General features: G+C 29.8%; 16 protein-coding genes and 2 pseudogenes. 2 read left to right on the top strand and 16 right to left on the bottom strand.

The features are described from left to right. Positions 1-82: 82 nt before the first annotated feature. From LLF98_RS06575 to motA, 8 genes are all read right to left on the bottom strand, one after another. Entirely contained in the window at positions 83-2,302 is a 2,220-nt protein-coding gene (locus LLF98_RS06575) for a heavy metal translocating P-type ATPase (protein ID WP_291702053.1), read from the bottom strand. Positions 2,303-2,436: 134 nt separating this feature from the next. Beyond that, positions 2,437-2,703, bottom strand: a complete 267-nt coding sequence (locus LLF98_RS06580) for a metal-sensing transcriptional repressor (RefSeq protein ID WP_291702055.1) — start codon at positions 2,701-2,703, stop codon at positions 2,437-2,439. 161 nt (positions 2,704-2,864) lie between these two features. After that, positions 2,865-4,640, bottom strand: a complete 1,776-nt coding sequence (locus tag LLF98_RS06585; protein ID WP_291702057.1) for an HD domain-containing phosphohydrolase — start codon at positions 4,638-4,640, stop codon at positions 2,865-2,867. A gap of 117 nt (positions 4,641-4,757) precedes the next feature. Further along, positions 4,758-5,981, bottom strand: a complete 1,224-nt coding sequence (locus LLF98_RS06590; protein ID WP_291702059.1) for an amidohydrolase — start codon at positions 5,979-5,981, stop codon at positions 4,758-4,760. Between the two features lie 74 nt (positions 5,982-6,055). Beyond that, positions 6,056-7,108: a CPBP family glutamic-type intramembrane protease gene (locus LLF98_RS06595; protein WP_291702062.1), complete on the bottom strand. Its 1,053-nt coding sequence runs from the start codon at positions 7,106-7,108 to the stop codon at positions 6,056-6,058. 22 nt (positions 7,109-7,130) lie between these two features. Beyond that, positions 7,131-7,916, bottom strand: a complete 786-nt coding sequence (locus LLF98_RS06600; RefSeq protein WP_291702064.1) for a nitrilase-related carbon-nitrogen hydrolase — start codon at positions 7,914-7,916, stop codon at positions 7,131-7,133. A 236-nt stretch (positions 7,917-8,152) separates the two neighbouring features. Continuing rightward, positions 8,153-8,893, bottom strand: a complete 741-nt coding sequence (locus LLF98_RS06605; protein WP_291702066.1) for a flagellar motor protein MotB — start codon at positions 8,891-8,893, stop codon at positions 8,153-8,155. A gap of 15 nt (positions 8,894-8,908) precedes the next feature. Beyond that, positions 8,909-9,694, bottom strand: coding sequence for a flagellar motor stator protein MotA (motA, locus tag LLF98_RS06610; RefSeq protein WP_291702068.1), 786 nt, complete (start codon positions 9,692-9,694; stop codon positions 8,909-8,911). A gap of 433 nt (positions 9,695-10,127) precedes the next feature. Between motA and LLF98_RS06615 the strand changes: the two genes are divergently transcribed. Continuing rightward, entirely contained in the window at positions 10,128-10,856 is a 729-nt protein-coding gene (locus tag LLF98_RS06615; RefSeq protein ID WP_291702070.1) for a DUF421 domain-containing protein, read from the top strand. Between the two features lie 14 nt (positions 10,857-10,870). Next, a complete protein-coding gene (locus tag LLF98_RS06620) occupies positions 10,871-11,236 on the top strand; it encodes a DUF4363 family protein (protein ID WP_291702072.1) in 366 nt (121 codons plus the stop codon). A 221-nt stretch (positions 11,237-11,457) separates the two neighbouring features. Here the strand turns inward: LLF98_RS06620 and LLF98_RS06625 are convergent, their stop codons facing one another. From LLF98_RS06625 to LLF98_RS06660, 8 genes and pseudogenes are all read right to left on the bottom strand, one after another. Then, positions 11,458-11,661: a DUF1657 domain-containing protein gene (locus LLF98_RS06625; RefSeq protein WP_291702074.1), complete on the bottom strand. Its 204-nt coding sequence runs from the start codon at positions 11,659-11,661 to the stop codon at positions 11,458-11,460. A gap of 161 nt (positions 11,662-11,822) precedes the next feature. Further along, positions 11,823-13,187 (bottom strand): 23S rRNA (uracil(1939)-C(5))-methyltransferase RlmD, encoded by a 1,365-nt coding sequence (rlmD, locus tag LLF98_RS06630; protein ID WP_291702075.1) that lies wholly within the window; start codon positions 13,185-13,187, stop codon positions 11,823-11,825. Between the two features lie 426 nt (positions 13,188-13,613). After that, complete coding sequence (gene pyk, locus LLF98_RS06635; RefSeq protein ID WP_291702078.1) at positions 13,614-15,035, bottom strand: pyruvate kinase; 1,422 nt, start codon at positions 15,033-15,035, stop codon at positions 13,614-13,616. Between the two features lie 116 nt (positions 15,036-15,151). After that, entirely contained in the window at positions 15,152-16,108 is a 957-nt protein-coding gene (gene pfkA, locus LLF98_RS06640) for a 6-phosphofructokinase (protein WP_291702082.1), read from the bottom strand. A 525-nt stretch (positions 16,109-16,633) separates the two neighbouring features. After that, positions 16,634-17,875: pseudogene (locus LLF98_RS06645) on the bottom strand (OB-fold nucleic acid binding domain-containing protein); the annotation flags it as partial. A gap of 136 nt (positions 17,876-18,011) precedes the next feature. Next, on the bottom strand, positions 18,012-19,913 hold the full coding sequence (gene ltrA, locus LLF98_RS06650) for a group II intron reverse transcriptase/maturase (RefSeq protein ID WP_291702186.1): 1,902 nt from the start codon (positions 19,911-19,913) through the stop codon (positions 18,012-18,014). A gap of 719 nt (positions 19,914-20,632) precedes the next feature. Further along, positions 20,633-22,975: pseudogene (locus tag LLF98_RS06655) on the bottom strand (DNA polymerase III subunit alpha); the annotation flags it as partial. A 159-nt stretch (positions 22,976-23,134) separates the two neighbouring features. Next, complete coding sequence (locus tag LLF98_RS06660) at positions 23,135-23,419, bottom strand: Dabb family protein (protein ID WP_291702086.1); 285 nt, start codon at positions 23,417-23,419, stop codon at positions 23,135-23,137. Between the last annotated feature and the right edge of the window lie 15 nt (positions 23,420-23,434).

Raw genomic sequence — 23,434 nt, forward strand, 5'->3', positions numbered from 1 at the left:
CCCCCTCCATGTTTTTAAATTAATTCATGATGCTTTATCAAATAACAATTGTGAATTGTTATTTGATAATTATAAATTTATACTAAGCTTTAAATTTTCTAAGTCTTAGTGCATTTGTAAGTACTGAAACTGAACTTAAACTCATTGCTGCTGCTGCTATCATAGGATTTAATAATGGACCTCCAAAGATATGAAGAACACCTATTGCAACGGGAATTCCAAGTATGTTATATCCAAATGCCCAGAATAAATTTTGTTTTATATTTTTAATAGTTGCATTGCTTAATTTAATTGCAGTTGTAACATCCATCAAATCACTTCTCATAAGAACTATATCAGCAGATTCAATTGCAACATCAGTACCTGATCCTATTGCAATTCCAACATCAGCTTGCGCTAGTGCGGGTGCATCATTTATTCCATCTCCCACCATAGCTACTTTTTGATTTTCTCCTTGAAGCTTTTTCACTTCATTTGCTTTATCTTCCGGTAGAACTTCTGCGAGTACTATATCAATTCCTACTTGTTTAGCTATAGCCTCTGCAGTTTTCTTATTATCACCAGTGATCATAGCAACTTTTATACCTATTTTATGAAGCGATTCCATGGCACTTTTACTGCTTGGCTTAACTGTATCGGCAACAGCTACTATGCCTCTTAGAATTCCATCAATTGCAATGTACATAGGCGTCTTTCCTTCACTTGCTAATTTATCCGAATCCTTGGCTAAAACATCTATATCTATGCTCTTTTCATATATTAATTTTTTATTTCCGATTAGAATAGTTTTACCATCTATATTTACTTCTATTCCATGCCCAGGAATTGCATTAAATTCTTCTATTGATTTAAGTTCTAGATTTTTTTCTTCTGCTCCTCTCACTATCGCTTCACCTAATGGATGTTCTGATCCTTTTTCAGCGCTTGCTGCTAATGCTAATATTTCATTTTCTGAAATTCCATTAGTTATAATATCTGTAACAACAGGTTTACCTTCTGTAATTGTACCTGTTTTATCAAATACAATAGTATTTATTTTGTGTGCTATTTCTAATGCCTCTCCACCTTTAATTAGTATACCATTTTCTGCACCTTTACCTGTCCCAACCATTATTGCAGTTGGAGTTGCAAGACCTAGTGCACATGGGCAAGCTATTACAAGTACTGCAATAAATATTGTTAGTGCAAATACTGGAGTTTCTCCAGCTATTAGCCAACCTATAGCTGATATTACAGCTAAAATAATTACTGTAGGAACAAAATATGCTGATATAACATCTGCAAGTTTTGCTATTGGGGCCTTTGATCCTTGTGCCTCTTCAACTAACTTAACAATTTGAGCAAGAGCAGTATCTTTCCCGACTTTTGTAGCTTTATACTTAATAAATCCTGTTTTATTAATACTCGCTCCTATTACATTGCTTCCTATACTCTTTTCTACAGGAATGCTTTCACCAGTTAGCATTGATTCATCAATTGCTGTGCTTCCCTCAATAACTTCTCCATCTACAGATAACTTTTCCCCTGGTTTAACTAAAACTATATCTCCAACTACTACTTCTTGAGCTGAAACAACTACTTCTTTACCATGACGTATAATTGTTGCAGTTTTAGGTGCTAATCCCATCAGAACTTTAATTGCTTGTGATGTTTTACCTTTTGAAACTGCTTCTAAATACTTTCCGAGTGTTATTAAAGTTAATATAACTGCCGCTGATTCAAAATACAAGTGCATTGCATATTCTGTATCACCCATGCTTATCTTATAAATACCAAATAAACCATATATAAATGCTGCTAAAGTACTTATAGCAATTAACGAATCCATATTAGGACTCAATTTAAATAAATTTTTAATCCCAATAGCATAAAACTTGTATCCCATTATCATTACAGGTAATGTTAACACTATTTGTACAATTGCAAAATTTAATGGATTCATCAAAGAATCAATTATCTCTGGAAGTGGCATTCCTATCATATGTCCCATAGTTATTATTAAAAGCGGAACTGTAAAAATTAAAGATCCTATAAATCTAAAGAACAGTAATTTACTTGCTTCTAACTTTTTCTTTCCTTTCGCTATTTCTTCTTCCTTAACTAATTTGTATCCAGCCTTTACTACTGCTGATTCAATGTTTTCATTGTTTAATTTTTTTTCATTAAACTCTACACTTAAAGTTTCTGTAGCAAAATTAACATTAGCATTATACACTCCATCTAATTTCCCAACAAATCTTTCAACTCTATTGGCACATGCAGAACATGTCATTCCTTCAATTTTTAGTGTTTTTTTATTCATAATTCACTTTCACCTCTTCACTTTTTTAATTCACTATTTACAGTTCACAATATACAATCGTTGATGAAATCTCCAAGGAGAAAGTTCGAAGAACGAGATATAAAATGCACGGTGTCAATTGTTCATTAAAATTACTATTTAGAAAGTAATTTTTCTAATACCTTATTAAGCTCTTCTATTTTTTCATCTGGATTGTTATTAAGACAAGCTTCCTTAACGCAATGACGTAAATGCCCTTGCAGAATCATTAAATCTGCTTTCTTTATTAAAGACTGCACTGCCAGTAATTGATTTGCTACATCTATACAATATCTATCATCTTCAATCATTTTTATTATTCCTTCAATTTGCCCCTTTGCAGTCTTCAATGATTGAACAGCTTTTTTTCTTTCTTCACTCATGCCTTCCCTCCCGCCCCCCCATGGGGGTGTCTTTACTATTAGTATATGCTAATAATTTATTCTGTCAATGTTTTTTAAATTAAAAGGTATGAAATTAATTACTCTTAATTAATCTCATACCTTACTTATTTACTATATATTAACATCTTGAAGTTCTCATTCTAGCTAATCATCAACTCAGTTTGTTTTAAATACTCTACAAATATTCTAACTATATCAGGATCGAATTGCTTTCCTGAACATCTTTCTAATTCTTTAATAGCATCTTTTTTACTTAAAACTTTTTTATAAAGAGAATTATTAATCATAGCATCATAGGAATCTGCAATACTAACAATTCTAGCTATTAGAGGTATACGTTCTCCTTTCGATTGGAGAGGATAACCATTTCCATCCCATCTCTCATGATGTGCTAAAACACCTTTAGCAACATTATCTAATTGATTACATGCCTTTATAATTCTATATCCCTTTTCTGTATGAGTTTTTACTATTTCAAATTCATCATCAGTTAAATTTCCTTCTTTAAGTAATATTTCTTCACTTATTCCTATTTTCCCTATATCATGAAGTTTTGCTACTATTGTAAGTTCATCCATTACAGCCATTGGAAGTAATAATCTTTCCCCAATAATCAAAGAATATTTCAAAACTCTTTCTATATGTTCTTCTGTTTCTAAACTCTTAGTTTGAAGTTCTGCTTGTAACGAAAACATCATTGAACTATTGAAACTGCTTTTCTGTAGTAATTTTTGCCTGTAAACCTTATCTTCTGCTTCTTGTAAAGCATCATATATACTCTTATCTAAACTATTAGTTATAGTTGTACCCAAAGATATGCTTATATCAATTAAGTCATGCTTATAATTCTTGCACTGATTAAATATCTTTTTGATCATATTTTCACATTCATAGTCAGTACTGTTAGGAACTAAAATTACAAATTCATCTCCACCTGTTCTAAATATTAACTGTCCCTCATTACAGACATCTCTAAGTACATTAGCTGTAAGCTTTAATAACTCATCCCCTTGAATGTGCCCTAATGTATCATTGACTAATTTCAAGCCATTTGCATCTCCCATTATAACTCCTACTGGAAGATATTCTTTTGATAAAAATTCCTTTGCCTTTTCTTCAAAATACGTTCTATTATATAATCCAGTTAAACTATCTGTAAAGCTTAAACTCTTTAATTTTTCTTCTGCTTCCTTCTTTTCAGTAACATCTAAAATAAGACCAACGACACCAATAACTTCATTATTATCATCCATTACAGGCACTTTTACGGCTTCTGTATATATCTCTTTTCCATCCTCTGAATGAAATGTTGTTTCAGCGTTTATACTCTGCTTATTTTCTATAACTTCATTATCTTCTTTTGTATATTTGATTGCTAATTCTTTCGAATGATGTATATCAAAATTTGTTTTGCCTACTACTTCATCCATACTATCTCTATTATAGAAATTATCAAATTCCTTATTTGCATAAATGTATTTACCATATTTATCTTTATAAAAAACCATCCCTGGTAACGCTTCCATTATTACCCTTAATATATTTTCTTGTTCTTCTATAATTTTATCTTTTCCATTTATAATATCTAAATTTTCATATATACCAGCTATAGCAGTTATTTGTCCATTTTCATCAATTAATGGAATTATAGTGACTTTTCTATGTTTCCCATCTATAGTCACTTCTTGTATTAATGGCTTTAGTGTATTTATAACCTTATTACAATATATATAGCAGTCTTCATTTACTGCTCCATAAATTATTTCTTCATCATTTCTCCCAATAAATTTCTTATTTCTGCCTTTATATATATTCTCATATTCTTTATTTACGTATATAAACCTCAAGTCAAGATCTTTTATCCATATAGGTTGTGGAATACTATCCACTAATAGTTTGAACATCTTGTACTCCATAGCATATCTCCCCTTTAAATTCACATAAAATAATTATACATCAAATATGTTCTCACAAAATAAAAATATATCTGAATTTAATTTATTTATTGAATTTATCATTACAATATATCCTTTTTAATTTTTATTTAAGTAATTTTGGCTGCACTTCAGGTTTCTTTTTATAGGTGAATATTTTTTTTCTAATATTTCTTTCAATACACCTTCTGCTAACTTAGCAAAATATTTTGAACAATTTAGAATTGCTTTTTCATCTACTTGATACTCTGGATGATGATGTGCAAAAGATTTTCCTGTTCCTATAGCAATAAATGCACCTGGTATCTTCTTTTGATAATATGCAAAGTCTTCTCCTTCTAACCCCATAGATATTTCCTTAACAGTATAACCTACTCTAGTTCCAAGTTTAGTACTAAAGTCAACCCATTCCTCAACGTTATTAGTTGCTGGAGAGCCTGAATGCCACGTAAGTTCTGCACTTCCACCAAAAGATTGTGCTATTCCAGTAATTATTTCATTCATTCTTTTATATATTAATTCACGTATATCTTCATTTAATGTTCTAACAGTTCCTTCAAGATATGCAGATTCAGGAATTACATTCCATGTATTTCCACCTTCTATATGTGTTACACTTAAAAGTGCTTTTTCTGTTGCACCTATGTTACGACTAATAATTGTTTGAAGGGATGTAACTATATTGCTTGCAATTATTATAGGATCAATTCCTCTTTCTGGTTTAGCCGCATGACTTCCAACTCCAGTGATTTTAATTTCAAATCTATCAACAGCTGCAGTCATAGCTCCAGTTTTTATCCCCATAATCCCAACCTCTGCATCTGAAACATTATGTACTCCAAAAATTGCATCTACATCATCTAAAACACCTGTTGATAAAATTTTCTTAGCCCCATCTGCACTTTCTTCTCCTGGTTGAAATATAAATTTTACTGTACCTATTAAAGATGCTTGATGCCTTTTAACTAAGTAAGCAGATCCTAAAATTGCCGCTGTGTGAAAATCATGTCCACATGCATGCATCTTACCCTTAATCTTAGACTTATAAGGTAGGCTTGTCTCTTCTTGAATCGGTAATGCATCTATATCACATCTAATAGCAACAACTGGACCACTCGGATTTCCTTTTATCTGAGCTACAAGACCTGTTTCTAGTGGTAAATCAAGCACTTCTATATCTGCTTTTTTTAATAACTTCTTTATTAATTTTGTTGTTTCAAATTCTTCATTAGGTAATTCAGGATTTTCATGTAATTTACGATATACACCTATAAGTTCGTCATTCAAATTCTCTATTATTGATAATAATATCTTATTCATCATATTAATCCCCCTTTGTTGATGTTTAAATTATAGCATCCATGCTTATTGTGTCAATATATATATGGATTCATTTATCATAGAAATCCCATAATATTCTGAATCTTCATTGCATTAGTTGCTATCATAAATCCAACTACAAATATTACATAAAAAGCTATATATGTTAATCCCCATGCTCCACTAAAAGCATATCTAACTTTTTCATAAGTCTTTAGTATTCTAGTATTTTCTTTTATTACTTCAATGAAATCTTTTCTATATTTAGTAACAAATAACGCAAGTGCTGAAATTCCAACTAATAAATATATACTTTCAAATATTGATTCTATTAATGGCATCTTTAATAATGATATTCCTAATAGTGTAAAAGTTATTGAGTTATTGAATATGTGTGCTATTATTGATGGCACAATAGACTTGGATTTAATTGCAATAAACGCTAAAACAATTCCCATTAGTACAGGATTAACAAATTGAACTAAATTTAAATGAAACATAGAAAATAAAATCGAAGATACAATAATTGCTGTTAAATTTCCATACTTTTGCATACTCTTAAGTATAAATCCTCTAAATATAATTTCTTCTAAAATAGGTCCTAATAAACATGCATATATTAAAAATAATATTAAATATACACTTTGTGTAGGAAAATTAAAATCCGGTTGGGGAATGGTTATGCCTTTAATATTTAAAATGGTTGAATATATGGCATATATTACACTTGAAATCATTCCTATTCCTATACAAGAAACTGTTCCTAAGAATATAAACATTTTAGGTGATTTATTTCTGCTGAATATATCTTTTTTAATTTTTACTTTTGTAGTCTTCATTGCTATAATAATTACTATAATATCACCAATTATGCACGGAAGGTATCCTAGCAAAAATTTATACGCATTACTTGAAATTCCTAAAATAGTATTTGTTTCGTCATTACTAGCTATATCTATCCCTAGAATTCTCGCCCTAATTTTAATACCTAACATAATTGCAAACCCTATTACATATACTGATATTCCTAATATAAGAAGCATCCTTGAACAATTTCCACCAGTTCTCTTTATATCTTCTTTTAGTGATAATTTTCTATTCATAATTTCTTGTTGAAAATCGTTTATCATCTCTTTACCCCACATCTCCTAACTAAGTATCTAAAAAATAGCTACTATATATTTCTTCTCTTCTATCCTTCTTTATATCAAATTTATCTTTAACATCTTTAATTCTTTCTATTTCTAAATTCTTTATAATCAACATTTCCTCAGAATTTATCTCATTTAAAATTTCTCCACTTGGGCTTACAAAAATTGATGCTCCATTGTACTGCAAGCCATCCCCTAATCCCACTCTATTTATACCAATAACATAACATTGATTTTCTATAGCTCTTGCTTTTAATAATATTATCCAATGTTGCTCTCTTGATTTGGGCCAACTTGCTGCTACAGTTATTATTTGTGCTTCTTTAGATGCTATTTGAAATATCTCTGGAAACCTTAAATCATAGCAGATAAAAGGAGTTATTTGAAACTCCTTTATTTTACAAATACATATTTCATCTCCACTATAATATTTATCGGCTTCTCCACCATAAGAAAATGGATGTATTTTAGTATACATAGCTAAAATTTTTCCCTCTTTAGAAACAATAACGTACTTATTTTTGCCTTTTTCATCAACTTTTATTGCAAATCCAAGACCTATATTTATATTGTTATTAATAGCTACTCTCTTAATCCAACTTATTATTTCCTCTTCAGATAATGAGAGTTTATTAATATTCATTGTAAAACCTGTTAATACCATCTCAGAAAATAAAATTAATTCTACTTTATTTTTCGAAGCCTTATTAATAAAGTCTTCAACCTTTTTCATATTTTCCCTATTATCTTCCCAAGTTACATTAATTTGAGCAATTCCAATAATCACTTTAAAGCACCCTTTTCCTAATTTCTTCGTTATAATCATAATTTACAGGTACACGTTTGATTTCTCCCGTAATTTTTTGCATAATATAATTTTATATCAGCTTCATGTATCATTTTCTGAATATCAAAATAACAAGTCCAAAATATATCGCATTTGGGACTTGTTATTTTCTTTCATATGCCTAAATTGAATGTTTTTATTATATTAACATCTATACTTAATTGAAAATTTTCTTATTAATTAGTTTTCGTCTCTTCGGATGGATATTTTCTAATTACAATAATTTCTACTCTTCTATTTTTAGTTCTACCTTCCTCTGTGCTATTGTCATATTTAGGCATATATTCACCATGAGCTTCAATAGATGCCTTATCTGCACTAATACCTGTGGAAGTAACCATTAGATTCATTACATTTATAGCACGCATTGCACTTAAATCCCAATTTGAGCGGAACTTAGCATTACTAATTGGTACATTATCTGTATGTCCTGCAATTTTAACCTGATTTCCTAAATCATGAAGCATATTGGAAATCTTTAAAAGCAATGGTGATACATCATTTAATATATCTGCCTCTCCTGATTTAAAAAGAACTGCATCTTGTATTGCAATCTCCAACCCTTCACTAGTAAGATCAACTTTAATCTTATCTGAATAGCCTTCTTTTCCAATTTCTTGTTCTAACATTTTCTTAATTTCAGTCATCTTATCCTCTTCAGCTTTAGCACTATTAATCCCAAATCCACCTTGACCATCCATAGGAATTACTGAGTTACCATCTTGCTGCATAACACCAGAGCCACCTGAAAAAATTGCGTTAAATTCTTTGCTCATTGCTTGAAATTTTGCTTTATCTGTTTGTCCCATTGCAAACATAACAATAAATAATGCCAATAGAAGTGTTAACATATCTGAATATGGAAGAAGCCATGCTTCATCAACATGCTCTTCATGATGTTGTTTTTTCTTACTCATCATTACTCTCCTTAATTAATTATCATTATTGCTTTCTTCAAATTTAATTCTTTCTTTTGGTGCTAACATTCCTACTAACTTTCTTTCAATACTTTTTGGATTATTTCCTGCTTGAATAGCTAAAATTCCTTCAAGCATAATATTCATATCCTTTACTTCTTCTAGAGATTTTCTTTTTAATCTGTTTGCAAATGGATGCCAAATTAAATATCCAGTAAAAATACCATAAACAGTTGCAACAAAGGCTGAGCATATACTTTCTCCAAGTTTTTCAATATCATTAAGATTTCCAAGGGCACCAATTAGTCCAATAACAGCTCCTAAAACTCCAAGAGTTGGAGCTGTACCACCTGCTGATGAAAACGCTGCGGCACCAAGACGATGTCTCTCTTCCATACTTTCAATTTCTATTTCTAATACTTCTTTTATAAGTTCTGGCTCTAAACCATCTACCACCATCTCTAATCCTTTTTTCAAAAACTTGTTTTCCAATGCTTGTATAGTACTTTCAAGAGATAATAAGCCATCTTTTCTAGTTGTTTGAGCCATTTCTACAAGCTGTGTTATAACTTCACTAGAGTCTTGTTTATTCTTATCACTAAAAAGAACACCAAAAATCTTAGGAATCTTAAGAAACTCATTTTTTGGAAAAGCATTCAATAAAGCTATTACAGTACCACCAAGAATTACCATTATAGCTTCGCCACTAATAAGTATAGAAAGACTTGCCCCTTTTTCTATCATAGCTGCAACTACAACTATAAAACCACTAATAATACCTATAATTAAAAATATATCCATGTTTGTCCTCCTTTTAATTCGTATAACTTACTCGACCTAAGGTGCTAAACTTTTCATTTATCACTTTAATTTTTATCCAAATATAATATAAAATAATTTAATTTCTACCTCATATCCTTAAAATTTCCTATAAAAATATAATACCATAATCTTTGTAAATCTAAAACTATATTATAATATATATCCGATATAATTTTCGACTTATCCTTATTTCACAAGAAATTTGTCTAGCAATAGCTTTAATTAAATGTTAATTTCATTACTATTATTCCTTATCCAAAATTGAATACTGCATATTGAATAAATAAAATAGTATAAAATTTACCTTAAGTTAAATAATAACTATATATTAGGCATATTCAAAAAATAGCAAGTCAGTATGCTAGCCTATTTTATGTTATATGCCTTATTTAAGATGAGGAGGTATAAAAAATTGAATGAAGGATTAGTAGTTTTAGTGCGTTCTATTATTGGATTCTTTTCTTTACTTATTTTTGCAAAGATATTGGGTAAGCAACAAATAAGTCAATTAACATTCTTCGATTATGTGCTTGGAATAACAATTGGATCTATTGCTGCAAGTCTTACTACAGACTTATCCAGTAGAGCATGGCCTCATTTTATAGGACTTTTCACTTGGGCTTTGCTTGGATATATAATGCAATACATCACTATGAAATGGAGATATGCTGCAAAATACATAGATGGAGAACCTACAATTGTTATCATGAATGGTAAAATAATGGAAAATGCTCTGCGGAAAATGAAGTACACAGTGTCTGATATTATGGCATTAGTAAGAAATAAAGATGTCTTTGACTTGTCACAGGTAGATTTTGCAATCATTGAACCAAATGGTCAGTTATCCGTACTTAAAAAACCAGAATATGAACCTTTAACACCTAAGGATATGAATATTCTTAAAGCACCAACTGGTATAAGTACAGAACTTATTTATGATGGAATACTTATAGATGAAAATCTAAGGCAGCTTAATAAAACCAAAGAATGGATTATGGATCAGTTAAAAATGCAAGAAATTAAAGACGTTTCAGAAGTATTTCTTGCAACGTTAAATCATTCAGGTTCCTTGTATGTAGATAAATATGATGATCATATAAAAAAAGTAACTGACATTGGTGATTTTAAAGGACCATATTAAGGAGGAAAATTATTATGAGAAAATTTTTAGTTATAACTATTCCAATAGTAACATTAGCTTTTTTTATATTAATTATGCTTACTAGCAGTATTTTAAAAGGACCTCTAGGAAAAGATGATAATATCCCTAAATCAATAGAATTAATCATTCAGGACATAGATTCAGAAAATTGGGAAGAGGCGAATAATAAAACAGAGAAGTTATCAAACACTTGGGAAAAAATAATTAAAAGAGTTCAGTTTAGTTCAGAAAGAGATGAAATAAATTCATTTAGTACAAATATAGCTCGTCTTCGAGGTACAATCATGGCAAAGGATAAATCAAGTTCATTTGCTGAATTAAATGAAGCTTATGATCATTGGAAAGAATTAGGTAACTAGATTTTAAAGGAGTTATTGATAAAAGTATCAATGACTCCTTTAAATATTCTATACGTTAATTATGCTACTAATGTTAGTCAACAATTATTTTTTATATTGTGAGTTTATTTATTTAATTAATTCATAATTTAATAATTCCGAAAGAACTTGAAATTACATTATATATTAATATACTCCCATATCTATAAAATTTAAATTTAACAGATACAGGAGTATATTAATTATTTGTTATATTGTGGTTCTTCTTGTTTTACAAAGTCAAATCTTGATTGAAGTGTTTGTGCTACGTTTTCCATTGTGCTTGAAAGTTGATTAAACATTTGTTTTGCTTCTTGATTATCTGTATCTAAAGAGAATGTCTTCATATCAGAAGCTAATCCTTTAGCACTAGCTAATGCTGTTTCAAGTTTGGTTCCTGTTGGCATAAAAATTCCTCCTTAATATTTTATTACAACTATATTTTGCTCATAACTAATTTAAATATTCAATTTATCCATAATAAAATATATACCTTTTTATTTATTATTTTCTTTTTGATTAAATCTTGTACAAATTCAAGTTATTATTCCAATTTAGGAATATCAACCTATTTCTTCTCAATCTTCACCACACACTCCACATGCTTAGTATTTGCAAACATATCCACTGGCTGTACTTCTATAGCCTCATACCCCAATGTCTCCAGATGTTTTAAATCTCTAGCCAAAGTACTAGGATCACAGGATACATATACTACTCTTTCAGGTTTTGCTTCACCTATTGCATCTAGCAATTTGACATCACACCCTTTTCTTGGTGGGTCTACAACTATTACATTTGGATTAACACCCTCTCCTATTAGTCTTGGAATTACTTCTTCTGATTTACCTACACAAAATTCAGAATTAATTATTTTATTTTGCTCAGCATTAACTTTTGCATTTTCTATTGCTTGTTCTAGAATTTCTACTCCGTAAACTTTTTTAGCATTTTGAGATAAAAATAGTGTTATTGTACCTGTACCGCAATAAGCATCAAATACAATTTCATCTCCACTTAAATTAGCATATTCTAAAACCTTATTATAAAGGACTTCTGTTTGAATTGGGTTTACTTGAAAAAAAGATAATGGAGATATATTAAACTTATATTCCTCTATGTGATCAGATATATAATCTTCTCCCCATAAAGTAATACATTTATCTCCAAGAACTAAATTAGTATCTCTAAAATTTATATTTTGAATTACACTCTTTAAATTCATAACTTCTTTATTCAATCCATCAATTAATTCATCCTTATGAGGAATTTCTTTATCAGTAGTAACTAATACAACCATAACTTCATTAGTCTTAAAGCCTTTTCTAATCATTATATTTTTAATTAAGCCCTGATCATAAAATAATCCCTCTTTTTTAGCTGGTACTATTAAATTCTTTTCCATCCAAACTCTTATGAATTTTATAATTTTATCAGCTTCTTCATCTTGAAGGAGGCAAGTATCCATGTTAATTATTTCATGAGTTTTTTCACTAAAAAATCCGATTGCAATTTTATCCTCTACTAGTCCAACCGAATATATAGCTTTATTTCTATACCTATATCCATTTTCCATACCTAATGGATATTTTACGATTTTTTCATCTAACCCCGCAATTTTCTTTATGCAATCTTTTACTCTGTCAAACTTAAAATCTAATTGACCTTCATAACTTAGATGCATTAATGTGCAACCACCACATTCCTTATAATTAGCACATTTAGGTTCTTTTCTTTCATTACTTTTTTCTATTACTTCTATAAGCTTTCCATAAGCATATTTTTTCTTGGCCTTAATTATTTCTGTTCTTACAGTTTCACTCTTTAATGCTCCAGGTATAAATATTGGATATCTATCTATTTTAGCAACACCTTCACCTTCATAGCCCAAGGAGTCAATCTTAACAGTATAATGTTTATTCTTTTCTAACACACACACACATCCTTCGTTAAATTTTCATTTATATTAAATGTTTTCTTGTTTTTTATGATTTTAGGCATAATAAAAAAATAAAAAGAGCACCTTTCGGTGCCAATACAGAATCAGTTGCCATTTAATTCCATAATCATTAAATTATTATTTCTCCTTTTGAGCAATAATATACATTATATATTATATATTCCTCATACAAATGTCAATTTTTCGTTAATTTTTATAATACATAATGATACAATCTTTTTTCTAAATTCTTTAATGCCTAATACAATACTTTTTATCTCAATTGAAAATATTATCTTAAGCTCAGAGCTCAAATTTATTTTTTATAAACTCCAGTAAAAAGTTTATCCCTTCATCCTAAATTAAAAACAAAAAGAGACTTCAGTAAAATAATTGCCAAAGTCTCTATGTATTTTAGACTTATTTTACAACGCTAACCTTTAATAGGTTTGTTGCTCCAACTTGATCAACAGGTACTCCTGCTGCTAATATAACTGTATCTCCATCTTTAACAAATTGATTGCTCTTAGCTATTTCAACTGACTTTTCTAACATTTCATCAGTTGATTCCATTTTATTAGCAACTATTGGATATACACCCCATGAGAATGCTAATTGTCTAGCAACTACTGCATCTGGAGTAACAGCTATAATTGGACATTCTGGTCTGCATTGAGAAATTCTCTTAGCAGTTGCACCAGTTTGAGTTGAACTTATTACAGCAGCTGCACCTAATTCATTAGCTGCATTACTAGCTGCTCTTGAAATAACTCCTGCAATAGCTGGAATATGTGATTTAGCTTGGGATACTGCTACTTTATATTCTAAAGATTTTTCAGTTTCTAAAGCTATTTTAGCCATTGTAGCAACAGCTTCTACTGGATAATCTCCATTAGCACTTTCTCCTGATAACATGATTACATCAGTACCATCTAAGATAGCATTAGCAACGTCTGAAACTTCTGCTCTTGTTGGTCTTGGATTTCTCATCATAGAATCTAACATTTGAGTTGCAGTTACAACTGGTTTTCCAGCAGCATTACATTTTTTAATTATCATCTTTTGAATTGCAGGAACTTGTTCTATTGGAATTTCAACTCCTAGATCTCCTCTAGCTACCATTATAAGGTCAGAAACTGCTAGGATTGAATCGATGTTATCAACACCTTCTTGATTTTCAATCTTTGAACAGATTAATATTCTGTCTCCACCATTTTCATTAAGAATTTTTCTAATCGTTTGTACGTCAGATGCTTTTCTTATGAATGAAGCTGCAATCATAGTAACTCCAACTTCACAACCAAAGATTAAATCAGATTTATCTTTTTCAGTAAGAGCTGGTAATTTAATAGATGCTCCTGGTACGTTAATTCCTTTATGAGTCCCAATAAATCCAGTATTTTGAACTTCACACTTTATAGCATTTCCTTCAACAGATTTAACAGTTAATCCTACTAAACCATCATCTATTAAAATAGTGCTTCCTGGTTTAACATCATTTGCTAATCCTTCATATGTAACAGCACACTTAGTAGTATCTCCAACTATTGACATATCTCCGGCATATATTGTAAATTCTGCACCTTTAGTTAATTCAAGTTTCTTTGGTTCTAACTTTCCAGTTCTGATTTCTGGCCCCTTAGTATCAAGGATTATTGCAATTTCCCTATTAAGCTTCTTTGATAATTCCTTAACCTTTGCAATTCTTCCACCATGTTCTTCATGATCACCATGTGAAAAATTATGTCTTGAAGCATTCATTCCTGCCAAAATTAATTTTTCTAATATTTCCATATCCTCACTTGCTGGCCCAATTGTACAAATCATTTTAGTTTTTCTCATTAAACTAACACTCCTCTTTATTTGATTAGTCACATGAAATAAAATAACAATCATACTGTTCTGCTATTTTTTGAATGTGTCCTTATTTATAAAATCTATATAAATAAGCTATATTATTATGATAATACTTGAGCAATATCATATAATTCTTGATCAAAAGCACTTTCCATATCTAAAGCTTCATCTATATCTTGATCAATAATCTTGTTATTCTTAATTCCTATTACTCTAGAAGTTTTTCCTTCTATTAATACTTCAATAGCTCTTGTTCCCATTCTTGAAGCTAAAACTCTATCTACAGCAGTAGGGCTTCCACCTCTTTGAATATGACCTAAGATTGTTGCTCTTGCTTCAATTCCTGTTACTTCTTCAACATATTTTGCAAGTTTAAACGCTCCACCAATTCCTTCTGCAAGGATTATTAAGTTGTGCATTTTCCCTTTGTTTTTGCCTTCTAAAATAGTTCTACAAAGATCATCTTTATTAAATTCAATTTCTGGTATTATGATTGCTTCTGATCCACCACAGATACCTGAGTATAAAGATAAATCTCCGCACTCTCTTCCCATAACTTCTACAATTGAAACTCTTTCATGAGAAGTAGAAGTATCTCTAATTTTATTTATAGCATCTACAACAGTATTTAAGGCTGTATCGAATCCTAAAGTGAAATCAGTGTAAGCTAAGTCATTATCAATTGTTCCTGGTAGACCTATTGTTTTAATTCCAAGCTTTGATAATAATTTTGCTCCCATAAATGAGCCATCTCCGCCTATAACTACTAAAGCTTCCACACCATAGGCTTGTAATATTTTAGCAGCTTTTTTTCTTACTTCTTCATTTTTAAATTCAGGGCATCTAGCAGTTCTTAAAATTGTTCCACCTCTTTGAATTATATCAGATACTGAATTTCTATCCATACTGAATAATTCTCCATTTATAAGTCCACTATATCCTCTTTGTACTCCCATAACTTCAATTCCTTTATGAAGTGCAGTTCTTACTACTGCTCTTATTGCAGCATTCATTCCTGGTGCATCCCCACCACTTGTTAACACAGCTATCCTTTTCATAATATATATTTCCTCCTTAAATACCGTCAGGGACACCTAAGGTCCCTTATGTACAAAATAGAACCATAATTTATTAACTAACAATTATTTTACATAAATTTCTATGAATTAGCAATAATATTTAACTAAATTAAAATATTGTTCTAAAATAAATATTTTAACTTTATGAAAAATTTCAAATTATGCATATATTCCTCATTATTTTACCTATTTTGCTATTTCATATATATTCTTAATTATAAATTTATTAATATAGTTACGTAAATTCTTAATTAGGATGCTAGATACATTTAATGTTCTATATTTCTTTATAACTATATACTAAACTTTAATTTACTTTCTTTATTATACCCAATAATCGATAAAATTATATAAATTAATATCATTTTTGCAATATTAATTTTTGCAATATTTTTCATTTACATATTTGATAATTCAATTAACAATTTAAACCTTACAATTCACAGTTTAATTGCTTTTCAATGTAGAATGGACTTTTTATACTTTACATCCAATGGACAATTTTTATTCTTGTACTTTTACATTTTCTTTACCTAAATTTTCTTTTAGCAAATCTATGACATCACTTTCCAATGACACCCATCTATCTCTTGGTATTCTGAATTTTTGTTTTTCTCTACTTGCAAATATATAAATAGGTGTATCTCCAAGATATTCTTTTATTAATAGCTCTTTAAGTTTTTTACTAAGCTCTTGCGCTGATATTGTATCCTCTGCTCTCAAATATACTTTTGAATTATCTATTTTTTCTAAAGGTTCTATACTTTCACAGATAAGCTTAGGTGGTTCATCTTCTTTTAAGCTTAATCTACCCTTTATTATAACTAAGCTATCAGTTACACATAGTTCTTTAACTTTATCTAAAGTTTTAGGAAAGACTATTACTTCAATTGTTCCTGTTAAATCTTCAAGTTTTAAAAATGCCATTATTGTATTATTTCTAGTTACCTTTTGATTAACTGATGCAAGTATTCCACCAAGAATTACTCTATCATTGTCTTGAAGAGTATCTTCTCTATTAAATATGGCAACTTCATCTATATCAGTTCCTAATGTATCATCAAGGGTCTCTTGAACTAAAAATATTTTAGATATTTCATTTGAAGTCTGCATCTTTAAGCTTTGAGCATAATCATCCAAGGGATGTCCTGTAATATAAAGTCCTGTCATTTCTTTTTCCATAGCTAATAAATTTTTTTTATTAAATTCTTTTATATTAGGATATTTCACTTCTGGATTCTTCAATTCTTCATTTGCAAATAAGCTTATTTGTCCCTCAATATTTCTTCTTTTATCACTGGATATATTTTCAATCGTCTTTTCATGAACTGCTAACATTTTTGATCTAAAAACTTTAAAATTGTCTAAAGCTCCAGCCTTTATTAAGCATTCAACTGCACGTTTATTTATTGTTGATGGTTCCATCTTATTTATAAAGTCTACTAACGATTCAAATTCACCATTGTCTTCTCTTGCTTTCACTATACTATCTACAACATTAGCTCCAACATTTTTAATAGCAGCTAAACCAAATCTGATTTTATCACCCTTAACTGTAAATCTTGAGAAGCTTTCATTTATATTAGGTGGTAATACTTGTATTCCTAATTCTTCTGCTATTCCAATGTAATATGCTACCTTTTCATTTATTCCCATAATTGAATTGAGCATAGCTGCAAGCATTTCTACAGGATAATATTTCATAATATATGCTGTTTGATATCCTACAACTGCATAAGCTGCTGATGTCGATAGGTAAGTCTTTGATACTATCTCCAACTTTTCCCCCGACCCAAACGGTACGTGCGACTTTCACCGCATACCGCTTTCCATCGAAATAGTTTTCCATCTAATGACTTCTTCTTTTAAATTAAAGTTGCCTTTAATTCAAAGTTTCACCTATTTTAATTAAGTTATCTTCTTCGAAAATTATATTTCTTAATTCTAAAATCTTTTTATTTTTAGTTTCTGTATTAGAATGAACTAACTCGTGACATTCATCACATAGAGTTATTAAGTTTGGAACTTTATTTATCTGATTTAAAGGAAGTTTCCGTCTTTTATGATGACATTTAACTATTCCAGTATATACAGATTTCTTACATGCCATACACATTCCCTTATCTCTGTTATAAGCATATTCTCTATTCATTACATATTCAAAATTATAAATGTTTCCTTTTCTTTCTTGATTTCCTGCTATTATAAATAATTCATATGGATTATATAGTGTTGGTCTAAGTTTCCCTCTTTGTTTTTTAGAGGTATTACTTTTCAATTCTCTACCTTCTTCTGTATATGGTGTCATTTTAGGATTAAATTTTCTTGCATAAATAATTGGTGTTATTGATGCTTTGGTTAATCCTATTTTTAAATCCTTATAATCAAAGAAGAATGTTTTTTGTTTATATCCCATATGTCTATTAGTAAGATTATTAACTTTGTCTATATCTATAAGTCTATCTTTTCCACTTCCGTATAACCTTCGTACCGTTTTATATCCAGTATAATATATTTTATTATCTATATTTTGTAATATAGATTTTGCAATGCTTATTTTATAATAATTTGCAATTCTAATAATCATACTATTTATTTTTTCTACAAGTACAACTGTCTTTAACGGTGTTTCTTGATATCTTATAGCCTCGACTTTATCTAATATTTCTCTGGTTTTAGTCTTAACCATTTCTCTATTAGGCATAACCTTACATACGAGATTGTTTGTTAATCTCTTTTTCTCTACAAATAGTTCAAATCCAAGAAATTTAGCATTTTCTTCTCTTAAATCTGTAATCATAGTTTTATCATCAGATAATTCTAATGATAATCTATGTTTGAAGAATTTCTTACATTGATAAAGTAGTTTATTTGCTTCGTTTTTACTTTCAGTTAATATTATCCAATCATCTGCATATCTTATTAAATACTTTTGAACATGTTCCTTTTTCAGTTTCTTCCTTGCATTATCCAATGCAACTTTTCTTACTGATGATTTTGCTTTGTTTATATAATCATCTAAAAAGGGATGTTCTTCATATTGTGTTGCCACATATTTATCAAATGCGTTTAGGTATATATTGGCTAATAACGGTGATATTATTCCACCTTGTGGAGTTCCAATGTCAGATTTATTATATTTTAAATCTTCCATTATTCCTGCTTTTAGCATTTTCTTAATCATATTTAGCACTCTTTTATCTCTTATTCCAAGTCCCCACATCATTTTAATTAATATGTTGTGATTAACATTGTCAAAGAAACTTTTAATGTCACCTTCAATTGCAACATAACATTTAGTTGTATTAACTAAACTTACAATTCGTGCAATTGCATGTTCTGTGTTTCTGTATGGTCTAAAACCATAACTATGATTAAAGAACTTTGCTTCCACTATAGGCTCTATAACAATTCTCGTTATCTCTTGTATAATCCTATCTATCATTGTTGGGATACCAAGAGGTCTTAGTTTCCCACTCTTTTTAGGTATATACACCCTTCTAACTGCATTTGGTTTATAGTTGTCGATACACTTTCTTATTAGATTTATTAACTTTGTTGTATCCATTTGCAAATATTTATCAATATTAACTTTATCTATTCCAGCAGTAAAACTACCTTTATTAGATTTAATATTGTGTATTGCAGTAATTATTGTTTGTTCATTCTTCATTACTTCAACTAAATCATAAAATTCAGTATTCTTTTTAGAATTTTCATACATTTTATCTAAAACATTAACTAATTGTTTTTCATTTTTAATAACATAACTTTTTAAACACATCTGCAAGGTTATCACCTCCGATTGTTTTTACTATTAAATTCCCACCTTCATTTGAAGGGTTCATGATGATATGTTATTAAATAGGCTACTTACTATTCCGACTGGTGTCCTTCGCTCCAAGTAGTTTTATCCATCCTTCTTACATTACTGTAAATAGTGACTATCGGCTACTCATCAACACTACTATGACACCTCTGACTCCTTCTAATTTTCATAGATATAGCAAATCTCCAATTAGAAGGTATCTCCAGTTCCAATAAAACTATCCCTTATTTTACTTCAGTTTAGGTTTCCTCTCTATGCCGAGGGCTACATTATAACTGACTACCATAATCATTATAAGTTGTAACTTTTATAAGTTATCATATACAACCGAACCACGAACGTTTGTATAAACCCTAAGATCCCACCTTCTGCTGTGGGGCAACAATTACGACATTTCACACGAGGATTCGTTGTCTAACCATGCTAAAGTTTTTAAGGATGCCCACTCCATTTAGTTACGTATGTCAAGTGTGTAACATCAGGCTCTGTCCTTACCGTGCTCTATACACCTTCGAGTGCTATCTGTTGAGTGCATAACGGGGTATCAGCAATATCACTACTGGTAGTTGTGATAGAAAGGATTTTCACCTTTCAATTCGTTTTATCAGTTTGAATTAATTATATTAATCCACTTGCTTTTATTCCTTATCTAAAGGCTTTTATATGCAAGAACTGGACGCACCATGGGATTTATTGAATGCATAAGACGCAAAATCCATCATAGAATCAAAAATTTTATTTGCCGCTTCCTCTGTAATTCCATTTCTTATACATCCTGGAACTACTACTTCATCATTTTCAACAATACCATGAATGAAATTTTTTCTTTCTTCTTCCATGACTTTGTGTTTTTTCTTAGACATAGCTCTTCGAACCATATCACTTCGTCCCATAGAGTATCCTGCTAAATCTCTAACAGCTTGCATTACTTGTTCTTGATATACCAAACATCCATAGGTTACTTTTAATATGTTTTCTAATTCTTTAGTTAGATAAGTAACTTTTTCTGGGTTTCTCTTCCCATCTATGTACCTTGGTATTTCAGCCATAGGACCTGGTCTATATAGTGAAATCCCTGCAATTATATCTTCTATAGAATCAGGTTTTAATTCTTTCATGAACGATGTCATACCAGCTGATTCTAATTGAAATACACCTGCTGTATTACCTTCACCAATCATTTTATAAACTTCTTTATCACTAAAATCTATCTTATCAAGGTCTATGTCAATATTTCTATTTTCTTTAACCATATTAATAGCATCATTCATAACAGTTAAAGTTCTAAGTCCTAAGAAATCCATCTTTAGTAGTCCAAGTTCTTCTAAGGTTCCCATACCAAATTGAGTTACTATCATTTCATCATTTTTTTGCAAAGGAACATACTCAACTAATGGTCTTGATGCAATAACTACACCTGCTGCATGGGTTGAAGAATGCCTTGGTAGACCTTCTAAGTCCTTTGCAACATCTATTAAGGTTTTTACTCTTTCCTCACTATCATAAGCTAATTTGAGCTCTGGATTAAATTCCAATGCCTTTTCTATAGTTATACCTAACATAGTTGGTATCATCTTAGCAATTCTATCAACTTCTGAATAATTGTAGTTCATAGCTCTTCCTACATCTCTTATACATACTCTAGGAGCCATTGTACCAAAGGTTATTATTTGTGAAACATTGCTTGCTCCATATTTCTCTACTACATAGTCAATTACTTCTTGTCTTCTTTCATAGCAGAAATCACTATCAATATCTGGCATAGATACTCTCTCTGGATTTAAAAAACGTTCAAATATTAAACTATATTTGATGGGATCTATCTTAGTAATTCCTAAAGTAAAAGCTACTATTGACCCAGCTGCAGAACCTCTACCTGGTCCTGTTGGAATTCCACTTTCATAAGAAAATCTAATGAAATCCCAAACAATTAAAAAATAATCAACATAACCCATTTGTTTTATTATTTCAAGCTCATATTCTAATCTATCTATATATTCTTTTGCCTTTTCACTAACTTCCATTATCTTATCTATTTCTTCATAATTTAAAGGTTTGTCAATTAATCCTTCAAATACATCATACCTATCTATAAGGCCTTTATAACAAGTATCTCTAAGATATTCATATGGTTCTTGCCCTTCTTCTAATGGAAATTTAGGCAACTTAGATTCATGAAACTTATATTCATAATTACACTCATCTGCAATTTTAATAGTATTTTCCAAAGCTTCTGGCACATATGAAAATATATCCCACATTTCTTCTGCTGACTTTAAATAAAATTGATCTGAAGGATATCTTCTTCTATGGGGATCATCTATAGTTTTAGCTGTTTGTATACACATTAGAACATCATGTGACTTAGAATCTTCTTTATTTATATAATGGACATCATTAGTAGCTACTAATGGTATCCCTGTTTCCTTAGATAATTTTATATTTTCTTCATTTACTTTTTTTTGTTCTTCCATTCCATGATTCTGTACTTCAAGATAAAAATCACCATTAAATATCTCTTTATATATTAAAGCTGTTTCTTTAGCTTTTTCATAATTTTCTTTAAGGTGATAAGATTGTACTTCTCCACCTAAACATGCACTTAAAGCAATTAATCCTTCACTATGCTTTCTTAAATAATCATGGTCAACTCTTGGCTTATAATAAAAGCCTTCAATTGATGCCGCTGATACTATTTTCATTAAATTTTCATATCCAATTTGATTTTTAACTAGTAAAACTAAATGGTACGTTGAATTTTCTTTATCTGGTTGCTTAATATGCATAGATTTTGGTACTGCATATACTTCACAACCTAAAATTGGCTTTATTTCATTTTCCTTTGCAGCCTTATAAAAATCTACAAGTCCATATAGAACTCCATGATCTGTTATAGCTACGCTCTTCATCCCTAATTCTTTAGCTTTTGCCATAAGCTTTCCAATTTTGCCTGACCCATCTAATAAACTATACTCTGTATGAAGATGTAGATGTACAAATTCCTTTTCTTTATCCATATAAATCCTCCTTTCTTTATTATAATTATATCAATAAATTCTTTGAAATTATCTACTTTTTTATTATAACAATCTATGACTTTTTTTTATATAAAAAAAACGAAAATTCCAGTCCATTGTTTTGACTGGAATTTTCAGCAATCATCCTATTATTGCATCTTAGAAATCTATAGTTTTACTTTTTTCCAAATAAGGTCCTATAACCTTCTTAACATTTTCCACATGAAATTCATTAACATCATAAGCTAAGTAGTCTTCTTTAGAATCAAATCTTGTTATAATAGCCACATCATAGCTTCTATCACTTCTTATAACATCTACTCCTACTTCTAATTCCTTTAATTCCTTTATGTTTCCTTTCATTGATAAAAGTGTCTTTCTTAAAAACTCTAAATTTTCACCTGTAGGTTCTTTTGCTTTAAATAATACAATATGTGTAAACATAATATCCTCCTTTTT

Source organism: Clostridium sp., from assembly GCF_021372645.1.
In the GTDB taxonomy this organism is placed as follows: Bacteria; Bacillota; Clostridia; order Clostridiales; family Clostridiaceae; genus Clostridium.

Excerpts from the sequence above, each read along its gene's own strand:
- LLF98_RS06575 (WP_291702053.1), bottom strand. The coding sequence starts at position 2,302 with ATGAATAAAAAAACACTAAAAATTGAAGGAATGACATGTTCTGCATGT.
- LLF98_RS06580 (WP_291702055.1), bottom strand. The coding sequence starts at position 2,703 with ATGAGTGAAGAAAGAAAAAAAGCTGTTCAATCATTGAAGACTGCAAAG.
- LLF98_RS06585 (WP_291702057.1), bottom strand. The coding sequence starts at position 4,640 with ATGGAGTACAAGATGTTCAAACTATTAGTGGATAGTATTCCACAACCT.
- LLF98_RS06590 (WP_291702059.1), bottom strand. The coding sequence starts at position 5,981 with ATGATGAATAAGATATTATTATCAATAATAGAGAATTTGAATGACGAA.
- LLF98_RS06595 (WP_291702062.1), bottom strand. The coding sequence starts at position 7,108 with ATGATAAACGATTTTCAACAAGAAATTATGAATAGAAAATTATCACTA.
- LLF98_RS06605 (WP_291702066.1), bottom strand. The coding sequence starts at position 8,893 with ATGAGTAAGAAAAAACAACATCATGAAGAGCATGTTGATGAAGCATGG.
- motA (WP_291702068.1), bottom strand. The coding sequence starts at position 9,694 with ATGGATATATTTTTAATTATAGGTATTATTAGTGGTTTTATAGTTGTA.
- LLF98_RS06620 (WP_291702072.1), top strand. The coding sequence starts at position 10,871 with ATGAGAAAATTTTTAGTTATAACTATTCCAATAGTAACATTAGCTTTT.
- LLF98_RS06625 (WP_291702074.1), bottom strand. The coding sequence starts at position 11,661 with ATGCCAACAGGAACCAAACTTGAAACAGCATTAGCTAGTGCTAAAGGA.
- pyk (WP_291702078.1), bottom strand. The coding sequence starts at position 15,035 with ATGAGAAAAACTAAAATGATTTGTACAATTGGGCCAGCAAGTGAGGAT.
- pfkA (WP_291702082.1), bottom strand. The coding sequence starts at position 16,108 with ATGAAAAGGATAGCTGTGTTAACAAGTGGTGGGGATGCACCAGGAATG.
- ltrA (WP_291702186.1), bottom strand. The coding sequence starts at position 19,913 with ATGTGTTTAAAAAGTTATGTTATTAAAAATGAAAAACAATTAGTTAAT.
- LLF98_RS06660 (WP_291702086.1), bottom strand. The coding sequence starts at position 23,419 with ATGTTTACACATATTGTATTATTTAAAGCAAAAGAACCTACAGGTGAA.